The sequence below is a fragment of the Halpernia frigidisoli genome (assembly GCF_900113805.1).
GTDB classification, from domain to species: Bacteria; Bacteroidota; Bacteroidia; order Flavobacteriales; family Weeksellaceae; genus Halpernia; species Halpernia frigidisoli.
On sequence record NZ_FOQT01000004.1, the window covers coordinates 343,087 to 366,341 of the forward strand.

General features: G+C 33.2%; 22 protein-coding genes. 10 read left to right on the forward strand and 12 right to left on the reverse strand.

Features of this window, described 5'->3' with window-relative positions; genetic code table 11:
* Positions 1-8: 8 nt before the first annotated feature.
* The 5 genes from BM238_RS11910 to BM238_RS11930 form a co-directional block, all read right to left on the reverse strand.
* The gene (locus BM238_RS11910) at positions 9-887 is read right to left on the reverse strand and encodes a c-type cytochrome (protein WP_090081297.1); all 879 of its coding nucleotides are present in this window, start codon (positions 885-887) and stop codon (positions 9-11) included.
* A 6-nt stretch (positions 888-893) separates the two neighbouring features.
* A complete protein-coding gene (locus BM238_RS11915) occupies positions 894-1,100 on the reverse strand; it encodes a cbb3-type cytochrome oxidase subunit 3 (RefSeq protein WP_090081301.1) in 207 nt (68 codons plus the stop codon).
* A 19-nt stretch (positions 1,101-1,119) separates the two neighbouring features.
* Positions 1,120-3,399 (reverse strand): cytochrome-c oxidase, cbb3-type subunit I, encoded by a 2,280-nt coding sequence (gene ccoN, locus BM238_RS11920; protein ID WP_090081304.1) that lies wholly within the window; start codon positions 3,397-3,399, stop codon positions 1,120-1,122.
* Between the two features lie 16 nt (positions 3,400-3,415).
* Positions 3,416-3,622 (reverse strand): cbb3-type cytochrome oxidase assembly protein CcoS, encoded by a 207-nt coding sequence (ccoS, locus tag BM238_RS11925; protein ID WP_090081306.1) that lies wholly within the window; start codon positions 3,620-3,622, stop codon positions 3,416-3,418.
* A gap of 270 nt (positions 3,623-3,892) precedes the next feature.
* The gene (locus tag BM238_RS11930; protein WP_090081310.1) at positions 3,893-6,268 is read right to left on the reverse strand and encodes a heavy metal translocating P-type ATPase; all 2,376 of its coding nucleotides are present in this window, start codon (positions 6,266-6,268) and stop codon (positions 3,893-3,895) included.
* An 85-nt stretch (positions 6,269-6,353) separates the two neighbouring features.
* Here BM238_RS11930 and BM238_RS11935 point away from each other — a divergent pair, with 85 nt between their 5' ends.
* The 4 genes from BM238_RS11935 to BM238_RS11950 are packed head-to-tail and all read left to right on the forward strand — an operon-like array spanning position 6,354 to position 8,848.
* A complete protein-coding gene (locus tag BM238_RS11935) occupies positions 6,354-7,067 on the forward strand; it encodes a Crp/Fnr family transcriptional regulator (protein ID WP_090081313.1) in 714 nt (237 codons plus the stop codon).
* Positions 7,068-7,117: 50 nt separating this feature from the next.
* Positions 7,118-7,933 (forward strand): 3-methyl-2-oxobutanoate hydroxymethyltransferase, encoded by an 816-nt coding sequence (gene panB / locus BM238_RS11940; protein WP_090081316.1) that lies wholly within the window; start codon positions 7,118-7,120, stop codon positions 7,931-7,933.
* On the forward strand, positions 7,933-8,259 hold the full coding sequence (locus BM238_RS11945; protein WP_090081321.1) for a hypothetical protein: 327 nt from the start codon (positions 7,933-7,935) through the stop codon (positions 8,257-8,259). Before panB ends, BM238_RS11945 begins: the two co-directional genes overlap by 1 nt.
* Positions 8,260-8,275: 16 nt before the next feature.
* Positions 8,276-8,848 carry a hypothetical protein gene (locus BM238_RS11950; RefSeq protein WP_143093386.1) on the forward strand — a complete coding sequence of 191 codons (573 nt, stop codon included), beginning with the start codon at positions 8,276-8,278 and terminating at the stop codon, positions 8,846-8,848.
* 51 nt (positions 8,849-8,899) lie between these two features.
* Here the strand turns inward: BM238_RS11950 and BM238_RS11955 are convergent, their stop codons facing one another.
* From BM238_RS11955 to BM238_RS11965, 3 genes are all read right to left on the reverse strand, one after another.
* Complete coding sequence (locus tag BM238_RS11955; protein ID WP_143093387.1) at positions 8,900-11,428, reverse strand: hypothetical protein; 2,529 nt, start codon at positions 11,426-11,428, stop codon at positions 8,900-8,902.
* 70 nt (positions 11,429-11,498) lie between these two features.
* Complete coding sequence (locus BM238_RS11960) at positions 11,499-12,233, reverse strand: GLPGLI family protein (protein ID WP_090081332.1); 735 nt, start codon at positions 12,231-12,233, stop codon at positions 11,499-11,501.
* Positions 12,234-12,314: 81 nt separating this feature from the next.
* Positions 12,315-12,677, reverse strand: coding sequence for a hypothetical protein (locus BM238_RS11965; RefSeq protein ID WP_143093388.1), 363 nt, complete (start codon positions 12,675-12,677; stop codon positions 12,315-12,317).
* 135 nt (positions 12,678-12,812) lie between these two features.
* Here BM238_RS11965 and BM238_RS11970 point away from each other — a divergent pair, with 135 nt between their 5' ends.
* From BM238_RS11970 to BM238_RS11980, 3 genes are all read left to right on the forward strand, one after another.
* Positions 12,813-13,163 (forward strand): helix-turn-helix transcriptional regulator, encoded by a 351-nt coding sequence (locus tag BM238_RS11970; protein ID WP_090081340.1) that lies wholly within the window; start codon positions 12,813-12,815, stop codon positions 13,161-13,163.
* 22 nt (positions 13,164-13,185) lie between these two features.
* Positions 13,186-13,860: an RluA family pseudouridine synthase gene (locus BM238_RS11975; RefSeq protein WP_090081343.1), complete on the forward strand. Its 675-nt coding sequence runs from the start codon at positions 13,186-13,188 to the stop codon at positions 13,858-13,860.
* Between the two features lie 211 nt (positions 13,861-14,071).
* Positions 14,072-14,830, forward strand: coding sequence for a hypothetical protein (locus BM238_RS11980; RefSeq protein WP_090081345.1), 759 nt, complete (start codon positions 14,072-14,074; stop codon positions 14,828-14,830).
* A 62-nt stretch (positions 14,831-14,892) separates the two neighbouring features.
* Here BM238_RS11980 and BM238_RS11985 read toward each other — a convergent pair whose 3' ends face one another.
* The 4 genes from BM238_RS11985 to BM238_RS12000 all read right to left on the reverse strand — a co-directional run bounded on the left by BM238_RS11985 (position 14,893) and on the right by BM238_RS12000 (position 21,667).
* Entirely contained in the window at positions 14,893-17,031 is a 2,139-nt protein-coding gene (locus BM238_RS11985; RefSeq protein WP_090081348.1) for an outer membrane beta-barrel protein, read from the reverse strand.
* 89 nt (positions 17,032-17,120) lie between these two features.
* The gene (locus BM238_RS11990; protein WP_090081349.1) at positions 17,121-18,620 is read right to left on the reverse strand and encodes a GH1 family beta-glucosidase; all 1,500 of its coding nucleotides are present in this window, start codon (positions 18,618-18,620) and stop codon (positions 17,121-17,123) included.
* A 278-nt stretch (positions 18,621-18,898) separates the two neighbouring features.
* Complete coding sequence (locus BM238_RS11995; protein ID WP_090081350.1) at positions 18,899-21,175, reverse strand: aconitate hydratase; 2,277 nt, start codon at positions 21,173-21,175, stop codon at positions 18,899-18,901.
* 183 nt (positions 21,176-21,358) lie between these two features.
* A complete protein-coding gene (locus tag BM238_RS12000) occupies positions 21,359-21,667 on the reverse strand; it encodes a hypothetical protein (protein WP_090081355.1) in 309 nt (102 codons plus the stop codon).
* A 94-nt stretch (positions 21,668-21,761) separates the two neighbouring features.
* Between BM238_RS12000 and BM238_RS12005 the strand changes: the two genes are divergently transcribed.
* From BM238_RS12005 to BM238_RS12015, 3 genes are read left to right on the forward strand one after another with little or no spacing between them, the layout of a single operon-like run.
* A complete protein-coding gene (locus tag BM238_RS12005; RefSeq protein WP_090081374.1) occupies positions 21,762-22,055 on the forward strand; it encodes a CD225/dispanin family protein in 294 nt (97 codons plus the stop codon).
* Entirely contained in the window at positions 22,055-22,435 is a 381-nt protein-coding gene (locus BM238_RS12010; protein WP_090081377.1) for a DUF2752 domain-containing protein, read from the forward strand. The genes BM238_RS12005 and BM238_RS12010 overlap by 1 nt, the downstream gene beginning before the upstream one ends.
* 38 nt (positions 22,436-22,473) lie before the next feature.
* Positions 22,474-23,154, forward strand: a complete 681-nt coding sequence (locus BM238_RS12015; RefSeq protein WP_090081380.1) for a WG repeat-containing protein — start codon at positions 22,474-22,476, stop codon at positions 23,152-23,154.
* Positions 23,155-23,255: the final 101 nt, after the last annotated feature.

Below are 23,255 nucleotides of genomic sequence, written 5' to 3' on the forward strand. Positions count from 1 at the left end.
CTTAGTTTTTATTTTTGCCAATTGGCAAGCGTACCCTGAGGTTTCGCACCACCTTGTGCAACTGTGATTGGTGCCTGTTCCTGATTGATGTGGTAAACGTATGCTGCTACTTTTTCTATGTCATTACCGGAAACGACACCATTTTTTCCCCAGGCCTGCATTGCGGAGTTATTTGGTGAACCATTTTCTACCATCCAGAATATATTTTTAAATAATGTTTTTTCCGGTTGATTGATCCAAAATTTATCAGTCAAATTTGGTCCGATGCCACCTTTTCCACCTTCACCATGACAGGAAACGCAGTTTGTTTGAAAAACTTCTTTACCTGCTTCCCAATTGTCTTCAGAGAAGACTGCTGTTTCTAGTGTAGCTTGTGGCACATTTTTCATATATTCTGCTACAGATGCAGTTTGCTGTTTGTATTCATCATCATATTCTTTTACCGGATGAGCAAAATCTGTTAACCAATAAGAAGCCATATAAATGATACAAAATGCACAGCCAAAATAGAAAAGACCAAGCCACCATTTTGGGAGCTGATTATCCAGTTCCATAATCCCATCAAAACCGTGGTCAATAAGAATATCTTTTTCTTCGCTTACAGATTGTTGCTTGAAAGCACTTTGGTATAAAGCGAGAAAATAATTTTTCTTTTTTTCCTCTAAATAAACTGCTTTTTCTTCGTCAGTTAATTTGTTAAATTTCTGATTCTCGATGAGGTCACCAATTGCGCTTTGTATCAGAACTAGTATTGCACCGATTACTATAGTTCCCCAAAATAATGGTGAACCTAGAAAACGATAATTTTGCACAAGTAAATAAAATGCAATAATTACGAGCACTGAGACGATTATTATCGTAATATATACTGGATTTCTTTGTTTCATAATGGCTTAATTTTTTTTAAAAAATGGGTCATTTTCGTCTGTATCATCTTGTAAAGGAGCATTTGCTTCTTCGTCATAATGTTTCTTTGGTCTTGAAAAAACGTAAAATATTAATCCTAAAAAACATGCAAGGAAAATAAACATCGATATTGTTTGGTATAAACCAACATTTTCCCCGCTAGATAAAATATCTTTAAAGTTTTGAGGTATCATTTTTACTTTAATTTAACGGTTAGTTTGTACTTGCAGTTTTTACTTCAGTTGTTTTAATATCCGTTCCAAGTCTTTGAAGGTATGAAATTAAAGCAACAATCTCTCTTTTTTCTAAAGGAACAAATTTGGATCCTTCTGCTAATTTCCTTTTTGCAAATTCACCTTTTACGTCATCGGCCTCATTATAGATCTGTTTTACAATATGATTTGCCTGATTATCTGCCCATACATCTGCTGTATCAATTTCAGCTTTAGTGTAAGGCACATCATAAACGTCTTTCATATACTGGATTTTTGTCACAAGCTGACTTCTATCCAAAGTATTTGAAATTAACCACGGAAATCTTGGCATAATTGATCCGGCGGAGGTTACTCTTGGATTAAGCATGTGCTTAAAATGCCAGGAACTCGGTCTTACGCCGCCTTCACGCTGCAAATCTGGTCCAGTTCTTTTGGAACCCCAAAGAAATGGTCTGTCATAAACAAATTCTCCTGCTTTGGAATATTGTCCGTTTTTACCGTTAAATCTTACAATTTCATCACGGAAAGGTCTGATCATCTGGGAGTGACAGGCATTACAACCTTCACGAATATAAAGATCTCTACCCTCAAGCTCTAATGGGCTGTAAGGTTTTACCGCAGAAATCGTAGGTACGTTTGATTTTATTGTTAAAGTTGGAACAATTTCAAAGAAACCTCCAATTGCAACTACAAATAGAGACATTACAGTTAACAAAACCGGCAATCTTTCGATCCATAAATGGACACCTTCACCTTCTTTTCTTTTATTTGAAATTTTAGCCAAAGCCGGCGCTTCTGCAGGAACATCTTTTTGAAATGAACCTTGTCTTACTGTTCCAACAACATTTACACACATCAAGACTACACCTGCAATGTAGAAAAAACCACCCACAAATCTCATTTGATAATAAGGAATGATCGCTGAAACTGTATCTAACCAGTTTTTGTATAAGAGTGTTCCGTCCGGGTTAAACTGTTTCCACATCAAACCTTGCGTAAAACCAGCAATATAAAGTGGCACTGCGTAGAAAATAATTCCTAAAGTTCCCAGCCAAAAATGCCAGTTTGCCAATTTAGTAGACCATAATTTCGTTCTCCACATGATTGGAAGCAAATAGTAGATCATACCAAACGTCATGAAACCATTCCATCCTAATGCACCAACGTGAACGTGACCAATTACCCAATCAGTAAAGTGACCAATTTTATTTAAAGTTTTTGTTGCTAAAAGCGGTCCTTCAAAAGTCGCCATACCGTAGCATGTAAGCGCAACTACGAAAAATTTCAGCACCGGATTCTCCCGTACTTTATCCCAGGCTCCTCTTAAAGTTAATAATCCATTAAGCATTCCACCCCAGGATGGCGCGATTAGCATTATCGAAAATCCTGTTGCCAAAGCTTGTGCCCAAGCAGGGATTGCTGTGTATTGTAAATGGTGAGGTCCTGCCCAGATATAAACGAAAATTAAAGACCAAAAGTGAATAATTGACAATTTATAGGAAAATACAGGTCTGTCTGCCGCTTTTGGTAAAAAATAGTACATTAAACCAAGAATCGGCGTCGTTAAAACAAATGCAACAGCATTGTGACCGTACCACCATTGAACTAAAGCATCTTTTACACCTGCGTATGCAGAATAAGATTTCCACCCGCCAAATGTTAACGGAACTTCTAAGTTATTGAAAACGTGGAGCATTGCGATCGCAACCCAGGTACCAATATAGAACCAAATGGCTACATAAAGGTGACGGACACGTCTTTTTGCAATGGTCATGAACATATTGATTCCAAAAACCAACCAGATCACCAATATTAAAATATCAATCGGCCATTCATGTTCCGCGTATTCCTTTGAAGTGTTGATTCCGTACATGAAAGTCACCAATGAGCAGACGATCATAAACTGCCATCCCCAGAAATGTATCCAAGATAATGTATCACTCCACATTCTGCTTTTAAGTAATCTTTGAAGGGAATAATAAGCACCAGCGCAAAAACCATTCATCACGAAAGCGAAAATAACGGTGTTCGTGTGCATCATTCTCAATCTTCCAAAGCCAAATTTACCCTGAGAATTGATCAAGCCCTGTAAATTTCCTGAAGACAAACTCTTTATCGTTAAATCATCTGTACCGAATAAAAATTCTGGTAATTCCGGGTAAAATAAAAGTAATGCTACCGTAAGCCCAAGAAGCATCCCGAGGAGCCCAAAAACTACTGTGGCATAGAGAAAAGCGCGGACAATACTATTGTCATAACTAAATTTCTGTGTTTCCATATTTATTTAAATATCACTATTTTTTTTCTTTTTTATCCAAATCTGAAGGTTTTTCTTCCGTAAGTTTTGGATTTTCCTTTATAACTTCGTTGTCCATTAAAATGCGTACAGCAGGCGATTCATCATCTTCAAACTGTCCGTTTTTTGCCCCAATAATAAAAATTATTAAAAATACCGCAGCTACTGAAACGCTGCAAATAATCATTAAATAAAGTATATCCATAATGGCTTACAAAAATAAGAAGAATAATCTTCAAAAGGTAGTATTTAAAATGATTTTAGTCATCAAATGTTAATTCCTGTTAAAATAAAATTAATTGCGCAAATTTACTCAAAAAAGGCTCGTATTTACCACCGTTTTGTAATTTAGAAAAACTTTAAATAAACAGAAAATTTTTAAAATTTACCTAATTTAAAATTTTTTAGATTTAAAAAAAAGCATCGTTTTTTTTAATATTTATCCATGAAAAAATGATGATTTTTAAATTCTAAATTATATTTCAAAATACTTTCTACTTCTTAACCATGTTGCCGCAGAAGTAAAAATAACCACACTTATCGAACTTATCGGCATCAAAATAGCAGCGCGCAATGGTGATAAATTGCCAGTAACGGCAAATGCTAAACCGATCACATTATACATTAAACTGATCACAAAAGTTATTTTCACAATTTTAATCGCATCCTGGCAAAGGTTAAAATAATCATTTATTTTGGTAATTTTCTTACCATCCATGATTACGTCGGATGATGGCGTGAAAGAATTACTGTCGTCCGCAATCGCAATTCCTACATTACTTTGTTTTAAAGCGCCTGCGTCGTTTAATCCATCGCCGATCATCGCCACATTTTCTCCGGAATTCTGAAGATTTTGAATGTATTGCAATTTATCTTCCGGGTTTTGGTTAAATTTTAGCTCAGTTGCATTGCTGATAATTTGCTCTAAAACGCTTTTTTCAGATGCGTTATCACCGCTCAAAATATTAATTTTAAATCTTTTTAAAGCAGAAAACATTTCCTTTAACTGCGATCGGTATTCATTTTTAAAAATAAATTTACCTAAAAACTCATCGTTCTTTTTAATGTAAACGGCCGTTTCCAGATCGATCGAATTTTCATTAACAAAACCCGCAGAACCAATTTTGTAAACGTGATTTCTGACTTTTCCGGTGTAACCTTTCCCGGCAATTTCCACATAATTTTCTATCTCAAAATAGGGATCTTTTACCTCAATAAAATCATAAAGCGATTTCGAAAGTGGATGTGTCGAATTTTTAATTAAAGTTTTGATGTTTTCCAGATCCAAATCAGAAATTTCTTTTCCGTTAAATTTAATATCAGATTTTTTATTATGTGTAATTGTTCCCGTTTTGTCAAAAACCAAAGTATTTACTTTTGCGATTTTTTCTATGGTTAAAGCATCTTTTACGTAAAATTTATTACGACCTAAAATCCGCATTATATGTCCAAAAGTAAAAGGCGCAGAAAGTGCCAAAGCGCAAGGACAAGCCACAATTAAAATAGCACAAACCACCTGAAAACTTTTTTCAAAATCAACTCTGATCCAGTAAATTCCGGCTAAAAGTGTAATTCCTAAAATAATAATTGTAAAATATTTACTCAGATTATTCGTCATCGTATCAAGTCCGGATTCTATTTTTCTAAAAGTTTCCTTATTCCAAAGTTGTGTCAGATAACTTTGGTTGACGTTTTTAATGACTTCCAACTCTAAAATTGCACCGACTTGTTTTCCGCCGGCAAAGATTTTATCGCCTGCTTTTTTCGGAATTGAGGCTGATTCGCCGGTTATAAAACTATTGTCAATATTCGCTTCACCTTTAATTAAAACTGCATCAACGGGAATTATTTCCTGATTTCGAACCATTATTCTGTCGCCCACTTTTAATTCAGACAACAAAATATTTTGCTGAACGCCATTAAAATCAACTTTTGTAACGGCGATCGGGTAAAAAGATTTATAATCTCTGTCGTAAGAAAGTGCGCTGTAAGTTCGTTTCTGGAAATATTTACCTAAAAGCATGAAGAAAATTAAGCCACATAAAGTATCAAAATATCCCGAGCCATAATCAGTGATCACTTCATATAAACTTCTTCCAAAAAGTACAAAAATCCCGATGACGATCGGAACATCAATGTTGATCATTTTGTTTTTTAAACCATACCAGGCTGATTTATAGTAGTCTGAAGCTGAATAGAAAACGACAGGAAAAGCCACCAAAAACATCAAAAAGCGAAATAAATTTTTATATTGATAAAAGTAAACATCATTTCCCCCAACATATTCCGGCCAGCTGAAGAACATACCGTTTCCAAAGGCAAAACCTGCAATCGCGATCTTAATGATCAAAGTTTTATCTAAAAATTCTTCTTTTTTTTCGGCAGTTTCTAAACTTATAATTGGTTTATAACCCAGATTCGTCAGAAATTTTGCCAATTTACTTAAAGGTAATTCCTCTGAATTAAAGGAAATCTGAACAGTTTTTCTTGTAAAATTAACCTGAGAGTAGTGAATGTTTTTCTCTAAAGTCTGCAAACTTTCTAAAAGCCAAATACATGAAGAACAGTGAATTACTGGAATTTTAAAAGTGACCAAAGTGGTTTTTCCTTCTGAAAAACTAACGACTTTATCAAAAACTTCAGGTGTGTCAAGATAATCAAACTGGTCATTATTTTCAGAATTTGGCCGAACGCCGGAATTTTTATTTAGCTCATAAAAATTTCCTAAATCATTGATATTTAGGATTTCATAAACGGATTTACAGCCGTTACAGCAAAATTCTTTCTCATCGAAAAAGATGCGTTCCTTTTCAAATTCTTGTCCACAATGAAAACAATTGGTTTGATTCATCTATCTTATTGATTTGCAAAATTATAATATTTAAAGTTGCATCACGATCTTAAAAGCTCTATTTTTGTTGATAAATGTCATTAATATGTCTTTAGAACAACAGCAAAGCGTTTTGGAAAATTTTCAAAAAGTTTTTAATGAAGAATCTTTTAAACAAAATCTGTCCGAAGACGATTTTAAAAAATACCTGTCCGAAAAACAGGAATTGAGTTTTAAAAAAGGACACCTTCTTTTTGAAGATGGGAAAAAACCAAAAGGTGTTCATTACATAAAAAAAGGAACTTTAAAACTGTCAAAATCCGGTGTTTACGGTAAAGAACAGATTCTTCGGTTTGTAAAAGAAGGTGACTTAATTGGCTATCGGTCAATACTTTGTGGCGAAGATTTTCAGGCAAGCGCGGAAGCAATGTCAGATATAGAAGTTACTTTTCTCCCCACAGAAATCTTCATGCATCTCTTAGCTGTTGATACAAAACTCTGTTTTTCAATGTTGCAAAAAATTGCTTTTGAATTGGGTGAATCTTCAAATACAGTGACTTTTTTAGCCCAAAAAACTGTTCGTGAAAGGTTGGCGGAGATCTTACTTTTGCTGGAGCAAAAATTAGGAACAAACCCTGAAGGTTTTATCCAAATATCTTTAACCCGAGAAGAAATTGCAAACATAATTGGAACGGCAACAGAAAGCGCGATTCGTTTAATATCTGAATTTAAAAACGACCAATTGATTGAAGTAGAGGGCAGAAATATTAAGATCATAAACCACGAAAAATTGATGAAAGTAGGGCACGTGACTTTGTAGATTTAAGTCACAAATCACTCATTATTAATTACACATTACTTACAAAAAATATGTCTGTACACTCAGAAATAAAAAGAATCACCACAGAAACTTTACGCAAAATGAAGTTTGACAAAGAAAAAATCACGATGCTTACGGCGTATGATTTTACGACGGCTAAAATGGTTGATGCTGGTGGAGTAGATGCAATTTTAGTTGGAGATTCTGCCTCAAATGTTATGGCGGGGCACGAAACTACGTTGCCGATTACTTTAGACCAAATGATTTATCACGCGCAATGTGTAGTTCGCGGCGTAGAAAAAGCATTGGTTGTAGTAGATTTGCCTTTTGGCTCTTACCAAAGTGATTCTCATAAAGCTTTAGAATCTGCAGTTCGGATCATGAAAGAATCGGGCGCACATGCGATAAAGTTGGAAGGTGGTGTGGAAGTAGAAAAATCTATAAAGAAAATTGTGAATGCAGGAATTCCTGTGATGGGACATTTGGGTTTAACGCCACAAAGTATTTACCAGTTCGGAACTTATAAAGTGCGTGCAAAAGATGATGAAGAAGCAGAAAAACTTTTATCTGACGCCAAACTTTTAGAAGAATTGGGTTGTTTTGCTTTGGTTTTAGAGAAAATTCCGGCACATTTAGCCAAAAAAGTTTCTGAGAGCATAACGATCCCAACAATTGGAATTGGCGCAGGAGCAGATTGTGACGGTCAGGTTTTGGTTTACCACGATATGGTTGGAATGAACCAGGGTTTTTCTCCAAAATTTTTACGAAGATATTTAGATTTGTACACAGAAATCACGGGCGCAGTTTCGCAATATGTGAAAGATGTGAAAGACCAAAATTTCCCTAACGAAAAAGAAAGTTATTAATGAACAATCAACGCAGTAAACAAGCTATTTTATCATTTGCCGCTTTGGCGTGCCTTTTAATAGGATGGCTACAACCATTCTCACCACCCGTAAATTATTTTATTTACAACCAATTATTCTACGTTTTAATAGGCGCAAGTTTCTTTTTTCAAGCGCCAACTTTGTCTAATCCTAAAATGATTTATCCAATGTACGCTGCTGCTGCACTTTGTGTAATCGGCGCATTTATCCCGGAAAACATGGGAATGGTTAACTATATAAAGACAATTGGACTTTTAGGCGGTGTTATCATTTCATTGGTTGCGAGGCCAAGGGTTCAGCGTTAATCGCTAAAAAGTATTTATGAAATTTTTTTCAACTTTCATTCTGTTGTTATTTTTCGGAAAAGTTGCCGCTCAAAATTCAAATAGTTTACCAAAAGATCAATTTTATTTAGAATCTACAGTTTTAGCTTTACGTAGCACACACACAAATTATTTTAATGGTTTTAGTTTGCTTTTTGGCGATCATTTAAATCAGAAATTTAATCTTGCTTTGGGTTACGAATACTCCGGTAGTAAATTCCATAATGATAATGATTGGCGGTTGTATAATTTGAGTTTTAACGTCATCTTGATCAGAGAGCAGTTCACGTTATTTTCAAAGAAAAAATTTAATCTTTCCGCTGATTTTCGGGAAGGACTCTCATTTATAAAATACGTGAAAGAAGAACCTTTAGTTCGTAAAAATTACCGGTACAGAGTGAAAGAAAAAGGCCTTTATCTCTATGGAGGCATTGATGCTAAATATGAAGTCTCAAAATGTATTGCCATAGTCTCAGATTTAGGAATTAAAGGATTGCACATGTCTACTAATGTCTATGAAGTTAATCCACATGGATTAAACTTTATGGTAGGTTTGCAGGTAAAAATTTAAGTATAAAATAAATGGAGGAACAAATTCCTTTTGAAGTTGCATTTAATGAATCTATAAATTATAAATCAATTTTAGTGTTACATATCTGCGTAAAACATAAATTTTATTTTCAGAAATAAAAGATTCAGAAATTGAATTTGTTATATTCCTTTGACTATTAAAAATATTGTTTACCATTAGTTCAAAACTTAAAGGAATTTTGATTGGAGTGTAACTCAAATTAAAATCTCCCTGAATAATTTTATTCTTATTTCCATTATCTGTTGATGTTTCAATATTTTTAAAAGATGTTTTCAAAATAAAATACGTTAAGAAAGTTGAACTCAAATTTGCCGTAAAAATCTTTGTTCTATATTTTGATATCCCATCATTGAAGGCAACTTCATTGTTATTAATAAAATAGTGAAGTTCAAAATTAGGTGCTTTTCGATATTTGGAAACAAACGCGAATTCAATTTCGCTATTTTTACCTTTGCTTAATGAATTTTGACCTTCCAAAATTCTTACGGAATGTAGAATCCCATAGTCAAACTTTGTATAAAAATTAATTTTGTACAATACTTTTTCCACTTTGGCAGAAATGCTCGATTTTTCAAATGGGTTTCTGACATATTTTGGCGTAAAGTATTGTATTCCATTAATGATTTCTAAAGCGGAAACCAAACCATTTTCATTGTAGGAGTAAGATGGACTTATACTAAACCCAAATTTAGAATAACCATAATAACGATAGTAAATCGCCGATAAATTGTGTGAAGAAAGGAAATATTGATTTACAATATTTCCTTGAAAAAAAACATTAAAATTATTTACAATGAGGTTTGATGTGTAATTTTTGATTGGAATTAAATAGTTGTTTTTTCGATAACTAAAATTTAAGTAATTATATTCGCTCCATTTTTTGTCAATCTCTAAATATGGTAAAACCTGATATTTATTTTCATTTTTGTTTTGGGATAGTTGAAAAAATAAATTGCTTAACTGCGCGCCCACTTTAATATTTAGTTTATTTTTGAAATAACTATACTCGGGAATCAACCCAATTTTAAAAGTAGATAATTTAATATCATTTAGGAAGTTTGGCGTAAGATTAAAAGTTTCGGATTGGTATAAATAGTTCGTGTCCTGAAGTAAAAGGCTTACGTTAAAACTGGAATTTTTATAATTTTTGCTGATTTTACTCTGGGAATTTATATTGTATATTTTATTATTTTCAATGGATTGTAGTGAGTTTTTCTCATCAGAATTTTTAGAAAGCCAGGTGTCATCAGTATCTGCACTTTGAAATGATAAATTTATATCATGGGTAAGTTGCAGGGAATTGTTGATTTTCTGATCAATATGCGTGTTATTTTTTAATGATAATGACGCGTTATTAGAATCCGTTAATAAATCGTAGGCCAAAACTGAACTCACAAAATCATTATTGATATTACTTTTATTTGGCGTAGAACTTAACACCAAGTGATTTCTGAGGTAAAATTTGTCGTTTGGTGCATATTTGTAAGACATGTCCGTGTAAAACAAAGAGGAATTATTTGAACCACTAATTTTACTCAAATCAAAATAAGAATTATCTAAAGTTTTATTTTGATTTTCCTGGATGGTATTTGTGTTGATATTTGAATATAAAAAAAGCATCTCAATTTTTGATTTCTTACCAATACTTTTGTTAAAATTCAGAGTTGAAAAATTATTTTTTACTGAATTAAAATTTTCATTTGGTAGCGCAAGCGCAATAATGTTTTGGTCCAAACTTGAAAAAAAATCTTCCGAATTATCCATCATTGCATTTGTGCCACCCTTTAATGCAAAATAATCCGTTATGCTAAATGATTTTTCGCCAATATTGTTGCTGTTTCCAATAAATGAATAACTTCTTGCTTTGTTGAAATTAAATAAATTAGCGTGTGCATAATAATTTTTTTGCACGCCGCCGCCAAGAGAGAGGTCTCCAAATAAAATATTTTGTTTGTCGTTTTTTAGTTTTATGTTTAGTACCGATTTATTAGTAGGATTATTTTTATTTTTTACACTACTTTCATTATAATTATCAATCACTTCTACATTTTCTAAAGAATTTGCAGATATATTATCAATGGCTAATTTTGTGTTATTATTAAAAAAACTTTGGCCTTCAACCAAAGTTCCTGTTATAGATTTGCCGTTTACTTTCACAGCACCATTTTTATCTACCTCAAAACCGGGCAGTTTTTCTAAAACATCCTTTAGTTTTTTTTCTGTACCATCTATGAAACTTGCAACGTGGAAAACTGTCGTATCTTGCTTTATTATAATTGGAGCAGAAATATTAACTTCTTCAATTGACGTCGTTTGCTCAGTAGAGAGTGTGAAGTCGGTTTTACCTTCTTGAGAATTACTAATCTGGAATTTGAAATTTTCTTTTTGAAGTTGAGGTATCTCAAGCGCGTAGGGAACATCTTTTACTAAAAAAGTCTCGTAGTACCCCTTTTCATTTGTACTATCAAAAATATTTTTATTGCTATTATCTGCTGGTTTAAAAATAATGATTTTATTTGAGAGTGGTTTATTATTTGCGTTTTTTATAAAACCAAACATTTTCCGCTCTTGCGAAAAGAAAATGTTTGCAATAATTAGAAAAAATATAGTTATTAATTTACTATTCAATTTATAAATTTTTAGATTCATATTTTAAATACTCGCTAATTGTCACTTTTTTTCCTTTTTCTGATACTTTTTCTACTTCAGTGTCTTTTGGATTTAATTCTAAATTTTGCAAATACGTCGTAAATGTTTTATTGTCTGTCACGATAATCACTAATCCTGGTAAACCAGAAAACTGATAAGGGCCCGCTTTTATTGGGATTGAAGGACAAAACCATGCTTCAATAGGTCTTGATTCTATTTTGGCATCTTTAAAAACATCATTATAAGTTGTATTTGCCTTATAACATTCATAATTTCCAATTTTCTTTTGTTCATTTGTAATATTCCATATTACATCTTGTTTTGTATAAGTAACCAAAAATGCACTTCCTTTAAATTCTTTATCGTTTATAATTTCACCAGTATTTAAATTAGTGAAATAATTACCAGCAACTTTTGAAATAATATAAGCGATATTAATTCCAGATTCATTTTCATTTTTTGGTTGTAATAGGAATGAACTTATAGAATCTCTGATCTTTAATTGAAAAACTGCTTTTTTATCGTTGTTATTCATCAAAAGTTCAATCGCGTTGTCAAAATATTTTTCTGCCATCTTTGGGTGTTCTTTCATCATTTCTTTCTTATCTAATTTTTTAGTGAAAGTATTGATCATCACATAATCTGCTTTTATGTTTGTTTGAGCGAAAAATAAATAGGGTGCTAATATAAAGAGTAGTAATTTTTTTGATTTCATTCTTGGGTTTTTATTTAAAAATAGCTATCTTATTATGCAAGATAGCTATTTTGGTTGAATAATTGTGGGTGATTTTTGCTCTTAAGCAGGAGTTAAAGCTGCAGGTTGTGGCTTACCTCCAAAGATTGCAGTACATCCTGCAGTGGTAGAAAGTCCAATTGCCGCAGCTCCAGCAGCCCCAACTCCTAATTTTATTGCGGCAGCTTCTGCAATAGCTCCAGCTAAATTACAATACCATCTATCGTTTGGACCATCATCATCAGAAAGCATAAAGTAAGTTTGTCCGTTATTTCCAACAAAAGTTTGTGCTTCTGCTTTAGATAGATTTAGAAAATTTACAGATGTAGTTTCTTGTAAATTTACATTTTTTACTTCACTCGTTTTTGCAAACGCGGAAGTGCTTACAGCTAAAGCTAAAAAGCTTCCAAAAATAATTTTTTTCATAATAATTAATATTTTTTTGATTAATGTCTTACAAACTTCACAAAAAATATCCAAAAACAGTGTTGCGAAAGTAATGCAAATATAGTTGCGCTAAAGCAACATTATTTTTATTTATATTTGTCACAAAATTAAACTATGTCTGTAAGTACAAATCTAAGAATTTTACGAAGTAAAAAGAAATTATCTCAACAAGAAGTTGCAGACCATTTAGAGATTGATAGAAATACTTACATAAAATGGGAAAATGGAACAGCGGATATAAAATCACAACACATGCCAAAAATAGCGGAAGTTTTTAACGTAGAAATTGCAGATTTATTTAAAGAAGATCAAAAATTATCAATCACAAATAATTTTAATAACAAAGACAATTCAAATGGTCAAAAAGATTTGCAACAAGGAATTATTATAAATATTTCAGATACTGAAGTGGCAAAAAAGCTATCAATTCAATTAGAAACTATAATTAGTAGTTTTAAAAAATAGGCGACTAATCTAACAAAACTAAATGCAAGATCAAATTCTCTTTGAAGACAATCATCTTTTAATTATCAATAAAAAAGCAGGACAACTTGTGCAAGGTGATAAAACAGGAGACGAATCTTTGTTGGATTCTCTTAAGAATTATATTAAAATAAAAGAAAATAAGCCCGGAAATGTTTTTCTTGGTTTGGTTCATAGAATAGATAGACCCACCTCCGGCTGCGTTATTTATGCTAAAACTTCGAAGGCGTTAACGCGCCTGACTGTAATGGTGAAAAACCGTGAAGTACAAAAAACGTATTGGGCGGTGGTCCCGAAAGCGGAAATCCCGGAAACGCAGAGACTGGTTCATTTTTTAAAAAAGAATGAAAAGAATAACAAATCTACTGTTTTCCCGAAACCTACTGAAGGTGCAAAAGAATCAATTCTAAATTATAAAGTCGCAAAAATTTTAGATAATTTTCAATTGCTGGAAGTTGATTTAGAAACCGGAAGACACCATCAGATCCGCGCCCAATTATCTAAAATTGGAGTGCCCATAAAAGGTGACTTAAAGTACGGTTCTGCAAGATCCAATGCAGATGGTGGAATTCACTTACATGCCAGAAATTTAGAATTTCTTCATCCTGTGACGCAACATAAAATTTCTGTGACAGCGCCTGTTCCGCAAAACGATGCGGTTTGGAAGGCTTGTGAATAGATTTGAAAGATAATTCAAAAAATAATCTTTTGATTTTTATATGATTTTGGTTATTTTATGTTCGGTTACTTACAATTAGATAGATGTAATCAAAGTAATAGAACACTGGCTATCATTATTTAAAAACTAAAATTAATTATTACACAAGTTTTTATTTAATATAAATTCATACTAATTAATGTATTTTTACAAAAAATAACACTAATTTTTAATGATGAAAAAACCTTTGATCTATCTTTTTCTATTTTTCGCTGTATTTTCGCATGCGCAAAGCGTAGGAATTAATTCTAATAATCCCAGAGCAACGCTTGATGTAGTGGGTTCACCATTAGATGTAACTAAATCAGATGGAATCATTGCTCCCAGAATTACGCTGGCCCAACTGAATGCAAAGACCAGTTACGCCGCGGCACAAACTGCTTCTCTTATTTATGTTAACGATATAACAGGTCCAACAGGTGTCACAACAGCATTAGTAACGACAGTTGGATATTATTTTTTTGATGGAACAATTTGGCAAAGTGTTTTACAGAAATCAGCAGTCTTCACAGCTTCCTTAGGAACAGGTTCAGGTTCACAGATCAACGCTACGATTGCTGCGGGCGGTTTTAATACAGTACCATTAAATGTAACAAAAAATGTCGGAGGAGGTGTTTGGAGTGGCGCTCCAAATTACACTTACAATGTTCCCATTACAGGTACATATATCATTAAATCTAGTATAAGACTTACAGATGGTAGTGCTTCAAGAAATATTTTTCAATCTGTTGGAACTTCTAATACTGATGTTCCTGAGGGAATTTGGCAGACAAATCCAGCTCCGGTTGGAACTGCGCGCTGGACAATGCTTTACACAAGAATTGCCTTTTTTACTAAAGGTGATTTATTAAGATTATACATTTATTCCGATGGCGCAATTGCGAATTTATCTGATGCTTCCTTAAATATTGCATTACTAAATCAAAATTAATTTTATTAGAAATAAAAAAATGCTCCAAATATCTGGAGCATTTTTAGTTAAAAGCATTTTTATTATTGAACCGGGATTAAACCCCCGTCATCTTTTTTATCTTTTTCCAGTAAATTTTGATCTACTTTTGCATTTTTATTCTTTGTCGGAATTTTATAATTTAGAGAAAAACCGAAATTTCTTGTGTCAGATTTACTTGACAGATAAACAAATGGTAAACTTGAGATTGAATGTAAAGCGGTTTGCTGTGTATTAAAAATATCATTTGCAAAAAGAGAAACGCTTAATCTGTCATTCATAAATTTACGGGAAAGATTTAGATCTAATGAATTACTAAAAGGTTTGTCACCAACGAAATAATAATAATTTCCATTTGGGGTAAGATAATTATAACTCGCAACAAATTTTATCTTTTTTGGAAGAATGATTTGAGAATTAAAATTAAAAACCCAAAATCCTTTTGTGCTGATATTTGGTAATTCATGCAGCTGATACGCCGCGTAAATGTAAACATAACTGACGTTATCCGGATTGATGTTAAACTTCATCAGCTCGCTGAAAGGTGTATTGAATATTAGAAAAGGAACGGGAAAACCCACATTAAAATTATGAATTTTTAATTCTGAAACGTTGTCCTGTGAATTTATCACTACGTCTGTATTGGTTTTTAAATCAGTGATGCGGGATAATTTTTGCACCACCTGATTTTTTGCAACACTTAAATTATAACCTATAAAAACATAATCTACTGCGCTTAATTTCACTTCATAATTGTCATAAATAGTGGGTTGCAGGTTTGGATTTCCCGTAGATTGAGAATTCGGTCCCTGAAAAGTAGTATTGTTTGGATTTAAAACAGAGATGCTTGGCAAAGAAATTTTCTTATTATAATTTAAAGCAAAAAATACCTGTTTGGCAAAATTATACTGTAAACTCGCATTTGGAAATAATTTAAATTTTTTAAAACCAGTCAAATCTTCATATCTTTTTGTCGAGCCGTTATAAGCTGTTCCTGAAATATCATAGTTTTCACCACGTGTTCCGAGGATCAGATCAATATTTTTTAAAGTGGCCTGAAACTCCAAATAACCCGCCGCGTTTAATTTTTGATAATCTAGATTTAAAAAATTAAAACCTGCAGTTTTAAAATTTTGCTGATCGTAAAGTGTTCCGAAACTTATTTTACCATCATCCAGAATTTTTAATGGTTGAGAATAATCGATCCTGAAATTGGCGATCTTTGTTATGGAAGAATTATCCAAAACTGTCTGTGATAAATTCTGATCAAGCTGATTAAACTGTGAATCTCCTCTGGTGTAAGTTCCTTTAAAATCAAGCTTCTTTGCTTTGTCCGTAAATCTTTTTTGGTACGTAATTACGCCTTCATTTCGATAGCTTTCAGATTGCAATAAAGCGTTTTGTATGTAAGGAATTCCCTTTGAGGTGCCTGAACTTATATTTTCAGTGTCACCGCTATTATTATAAAAATCGTAGTTTAAGAGCAAGCGGTCTTTCCCTAAATCAAATGTGAGCGCTGTTTTTAGAAAATAGCCACGGTTTACAGGGTCAGAATTTATGAAAGCTAAATTATCCTGATTTGATGTATTTAAACCTTCACGGTAATTTTGTCCCGCGTTAATTTGCCAACCAAAAATATTATTTCTTGCGTTTAAACTAATGGAATTATTTGTTCTGCTCCGAAATTTATCATAATTCGTAAAGTTGTAATTTCCTGAATAAGTTGCCGTTAAATATTTATTTGAGTTTTTTCCTGTAATAATATTTAAAATAGCACCGCCGGAAGTCGCAGGGAATTCTGCGCCGGGTTGCGTGATAATTTCTATACGATCCACAGAGTTTGCCGGCAAACCTTCCAGAAAAGCATTAAGTTCATTACTGGAAATATTTAGCGGACGTCCATCCAGATAAACATCAAGTTGTTTCCCCTGATAAAGCATTCCTGCAACATCAGAAACTATTAAACCGGGCAATTTCTTCATGCCTTCCATCACGGTTCCGGAATTTAAATTAGGTTGCTCAGAAAAATCAAAAATAGTTCTGTCTGCTTTCTGTTCAACGGCTTTTTTTACTTTGGTAATAGTGACCTCTTCGATGTTTTTCTCTTTATTTTCGGCAGGTTTTTCCTGAGAAAATACTACCACTGAACATAGAATCGAGAAAATTAGTAAATGTTTTTTCATGTAGTTTTTTAATAATAATAGGTTTGTACAAATCTGTTTTTGTTACATTAAAAAAACCATTTAATTTCTTAAATGGTTTTTACTTTTTATTACATCACTTTATTATTGGTCGCCACTTCTTTAAAGTAATTTGCGCTCATTTTTGGATAGCGTCTCTGGGTTTTAAAATCAACATTGTACAAGCCGAACGTAACACTGTAACCACTTGTCCACTCAAAATTATCCATCAAACTCCAGTAAAAATAACCTTTCACCGGAACGCCTTCGGAAGTTGCACGTTGAAGTTGCGTAAGATAATTTCTCAAAAAAGAAATTCTGTCTGTATCGTAAATTTTATTATCTGCTGTCTTTTCGTCGATGCTGCTGCTGCCATTTTCTGTAATGTACATCTCGTTCACATTCCAGATGTCTTTTACATGTTTAGTAGCCCAATAAAGTGCTTCCGGTGCAATTAATTCCCATTTTGAAGTCGTCGTAGGAAATGATTTAGCGAAAGGAATCACTTTATAACCATCTTTATTATCCGCCGCTTCTATTAAATGTGTCGGGTTGTAAACGTTTAAACCAACAAAATCTAAAGGTGAACTAATGATTTTTAATTCCTCGTCTGTATATTTCAACGCATTTGTGCTAAAAGATTTTAGATATTTTTCTGTGTACTTGCCTTCCAAAATCACTGTAAGATAGCTTGCATTTATTTCGCGCATTGCAATTTGTGACGCTTTGATATTTTCCCGTGTTTCAACCACGGGAACGGCTATACTTAGATTATCTGCCAAACCAACACGCACTTTATTTTTAGAATTTGTCCGCAAAGCCTGAACAGCAAGACCATGAGCCAGCACGGCATTATGACGAACCTGCCCAAGTTTTTCCTCAGGTAATTTTGTACCTGGTGCAAAAACTCCTGACCCATAACCCATTTCTATAAACGTACGAAACTCATTGATTGTAAAAAAATCATTAACTCTGTCACCTAGATTTTTACCAATACAAGCTGCGTATTCACCAAAAGCTTTCGAAGTTTCTTTAGATTCCCAACCTTTGTATTTATCCTGAAGATATTGCGGAAGATCCCAATGGTAAAGTGTTGCAAAAGGTCTGATGTCATTTGCCAGTAATTCGTCAACAAATCTGTTATAAAAGTCTATTCCTTTTTGGTTTGGTTTGCCCGATGCATCAGGAAAAATCCGTGACCATGAAATTGAAAATCTAAATATTGTGGTATTTAGATCTTTCATTAATTTAATATCATCTTTAAAAGAATGATACATATCGCAGGCAACATCACCATTATCATTATTTACTATATTTCCTTTTTTGTGAGAAAATGTATCCCAGATGGAAAGTCCGCGACCGTCTTCTTTATAAGCGCCTTCTACCTGGTAAGCTGCTGTTGCCGTTCCCCATAAAAAGTCTTTCGGGAATTTATTGTCAGGCAGAATAAGATCGTTTTTTATTTTTTTTAAAGATTTTTCATCTTCGCTTTTTGATGACATTATTAGTGGCAACGTTGTTAAACCTAAACCGCCAAGTGCTATTTTTTTAAGGAAATCTCTTCTTTTCTCGTTTGATTCTTTGTTGGTCATTTTTAATAAGTTTTATTATCAAATTTAATCATATTTCCATTGTATTCAGATTTTTTTTGTTTAATCTGCAATAAAAAATAGAAAATAGTCGATTCACTTTCTATTAAAAAAATTTGAGAATTCATTGATAATCTATTAATCAAGGTTAAAAGCTTTTGTTTTAAAAATAATTGGAAAAAGTTTCAAAATTAAATTTGATTATCATCCTTTTCAAAAATAAAATAAAAAAATCCCTCTCTTTCGAAAGGGATTTAAAATTATAAATAATTTAAAAGAAATTATGCATTTCTTGCTGCTTCCGCTGCAATCAAATTTAAGGCAGAACCGGCTTTATACCAAGCAATTTGCGCTTCGTTGTAAGTATGGTTTGTAAGAACAACATCTTTAGTTCCGTCAGCATGAACCAACTCTAAAGTCAACTGTTTTCCGGTTGCAAACTGATCAAGATCTAGGAAATTAACAGTGTCTTTTTCCTGAAATTTATCGTAATCTGCTTTGTCTGCGAAGGTTAAACCAAGCATTCCCTGTTTCTTCAAATTCGTTTCATGAATTCTGGCGAAAGATTTAACTAAAACGGCTTTTACGCCCAAATGTCTCGGTTCCATCGCCGCGTGTTCTCTGGAAGAACCTTCGCCGTAATTTTCATCACCAACTACGATTGTAGGAACTCCGGCTGCTTTATATGCTCTCGCAACTGCGGGAACTTCGCCAAATTCACCAGTAAGTAAATTTTGAACTTTATTCGTTTCCATGTTATAAGCGTTTATCGCGCCGATCAACATATTGTTTGAGATATTATCAAGATGTCCTCTATATTTTAACCAAGGTCCAGCCATGGAAATATGATCAGTCGTACATTTTCCAAAAGCTTTAATTAAAACTTTAGCATTGGTAATGTTTTTTCCGTCCCAGGCATCGAAAGGTGTTAAAAGTTGTAAACGATCAGAATCAGGACTCACGTTAATTTTTACAGAGCTTCCATCTTCAGAAGGTGATTGATAACCATTGTCACCAACGGCGAAACCTTTACTTGGCAATTCGCTTCCGGAAGGTTCATTTAATTTTATCTGTTCGCCATTTTCAGCAGTTAAAGTATCTGTTATTGGGTTAAAATCTAATCTTCCCGCAATCGCGATTGCTGCAACTAATTCAGGAGAAGCTACGAATGCATTTGTATTTGGATTTCCATCAGCTCTCTTGGCAAAATTTCTGTTAAAAGAATGAATGATCGAGTTTTTCTCCCCTTTTTCCGCACCTTCTCTGTCCCATTGTCCGATACAAGGTCCACAAGCGTTGGTGAAAATTCTGGCGTTTTCAAATTTTCTAAATGAATCTAAGAATCCGTCTCTTTCTGCAGTAAATCTTACCTGCTCAGAACCTGGATTAATTCCTAAAATTGCTTTAGGTTTTACACCTTTTGCCACGGCATCTTCTACTACAGAAGCTGCTCGGGAAAGATCTTCATAAGAAGAATTTGTACAAGAGCCTATCAGCGCCCATTCTATATCAAGTGGCCAGCCGTTTGCGATGGCTTTATCATGGAATTCTGCAACTGGTGTTGCTAAATCCGGCGTGAAAGGACCGTTAAGATGAGGTGTTAATTCATCTAAATTAATTTCTATAACCTGATCGAAATACATTTCTGGGTTTGCGTAAACTTCAGCATCACCTGTTAAATGTTCTGCAATTTTATCAGCCGCATCAACTACATCCTGTCTTCCTGTGGCAGAAAGATATCTACGCATAGAATCATCATAACCAAAAGTAGAAGTGGTTGCGCCAATTTCTGCGCCCATGTTACAAATAGTTCCTTTTCCTGTCGCAGAAAGAGAAATTGCTCCGTCACCAAAATATTCTACGATGCAACCTGTTCCACCTTTTACAGTAAGAATTCCGGCTACTTTTAAAATAATATCTTTTGCTGAAGTCCAGCCGTTTAATCTTCCTGTTAATTTAATTCCTATTAATTTCGGCATTTTTAATTCCCAGGCCATTCCGGCCATTACGTCAACTGCATCTGCGCCACCAACACCGATTGCGACCATTCCTAAACCACCGGCATTTACTGTGTGAGAATCAGTTCCTATCATCATTCCACCAGGGAATGCATAATTTTCTAAAACAACCTGGTGGATAATTCCTGCACCTGGTTTCCAAAATCCGATACCATATTTATCACAAACTGAACTTAAAAAACTAAAAACTTCAGAATTTTTATTAATTCCTTCCTGTAAATCTGCGGTTGCACCAACTCTTGCTTGTATCAGGTGATCTGCGTGCGCTGTAGAAGGAACCGCAACTTTAGCTTTTCCGGCTTGCATAAATTGCAAAAGAGCCATTTGTGCCGTCGCATCCTGCATTGCTACACGATCCGGTGCGAAATCCACGTAAGAGTTTCCGCGTTCAAAATTTTGTGACGCAGAACCTTCCCAAAGATGGGAATAAAGAATTTTTTCTGAAAGTGTTAAAGGTTTTCCTACAACGTTTCTTGCTGCTGCAATGCGCTCAGGAAAGCGTTCGTACACTTTTTTAATCATGTCAATATCGAAAGTCATATGCTGTAATTTTTGCTTTAAAGTTTTAGAAGTCCAAATTTAAGAAATTATAAATTGAAAATGTGATAATTTTATAGAGATAAGATATTTATACTATTGCCAAAGATTATTAATGTTAGCAATTTTCATTAAAATGAAAGAAATAGTATGTTAATTATTACCGAAAAAAAATCCGAAATAAATTCACAAATAGATTTTTTCTTCCCGGCATCTGTCCAAAATATATTTTTTTAAATTTAAAATAGATTCCTGATATTGTGGTTCTTCATAGCCAAAACGCTCATGTTCAATTTGTTCTTTTTCGAGGGCGTTGCAACCTTTTATTACTTCCTGCAACATATCTTTCATCGCTAATTCTTTGTTGCTGGCTTTCTCAAATTTAAATTCAATATTTTCCTCTTCAAGTTCATTGCAATATTCCAAAAGATCCATCACTTCCGGCTCATCTAATAAAGAAAGATTATTATTAAAAAGTTCTCGCGGAGATTTCATCGTAATAATATTGAAAGGTTTTAAAACAAATTTATAAATTTTGAAATCAATATTTAAAAATTGTAAAGATTTAATATATTTACAAAAAATAACTATGGAAAATTACAGTAATCCCGTTCAAAATCAAAGTGGAATCCCGCCTAAAACCTGGCTGGTAGAATCAATTTTAGTCACAATTTTTTGTTGCCAGATTTTGGGCATCATCAGTATAATTTATTCTGCTGGTGTAGAATCTAAATTCTACAGAGGCGATGTTGCAGGTGCAGAAAGTGCCTCCAGAACTGCTAAAACGTTAGTGATGGTAAGTGTAGGTATAGGTTTGGTAAGTATTGTGATATTTGTTGCATTGGGTGGCATGGCAATTTTATCAGGAATGATGAACCGTTAATGTGGATCAGGGAAAATAAATTATTATTTCTATTAATTGTATTATTATTAGCTTTCGGATTTGCATTTTATTATTTCGTAGATCCGCTTTCTAATAATTTTATAATTAAATGTCCTTTTAAAGCTGTTACCGGTTTAGATTGTCCGGGTTGCGGCAGTCAGCGGGCGATTCATGAACTGCTTCATGGCAACTTCAGAAAAGCATTTTCATATAATCCACTATTTATAATTGCGCTTCCTTATGCTTTTGTTGGAATTTTATTTGAATGGTTTTCTTTAAAATATAAATTCCCGAAAACCCGCAAAATTCTTTTTGGTAAAAATGCAATCTATATAGTTGCGACTGTTATCATCGCCTTTTTCATTTTGCGAAATTTTTAATTATTATTTTTGGCGTTTATTTTGTAATGAAGCCTTTTATGAAAAATTTTGTCTTATTCTTTTTATTTTATTCCGTCAGTATATTTTCTGCGCAAAGCGACAGTTTATCGGTCAATAAAATCCCGGATCTTATTCCTCAAAAAATTAATGGCAATTTTGGATATGTTAATCATAAAAGCAAATTTGTGATTGCACCAAAATATAATCTTGCGATGTTTTTCAACACCGACTGTAATTTGCTGAATTCTAAAAATAAAAAAGTAAGACCTTTCGGCAGTGCAGATTTTGCTACGGTAGAAGAAAATAAAATAGCTTATAGAATTGATAAAAAAGGCAAAAAAGTATACAAATATTTAAAACAGGATTTAGCAACTTGTCCTGTGGAATATAAAGCTCAAAAATACAAAGCTTACATCATGCAGGGATTTTATGGATTGGTCGATAAAGATTCTGTTAATGAAGGAAATTATAAAGATTTCGTTATTTATCCACAATTTCAAAGGCTGCATGTGATGGAAGGAAATGATATTGATAATCCAATGATCGTAGCAGTTTACAACAACAAATTTGGCGTTATAGACAAAAACGCAAAAGTTATTATTCCTTTTATTTATGCGGATATTAAATTAAATTTTTCCTGGCTTTTAGGCAAAATGTTTGAAGTAAGCGTTGATAATAAGGAATACTTCTACGTAGATGAAAATAATGTGGCTTACTAATTTTAGTTTTTAAAAATACCTTTCTATTTATAAGAAAATTGCGCCCCGACTTGAACGGAACTCCTTTTTTTTGCATTTGAAAAAAAAGAGTGGGAGTGGAA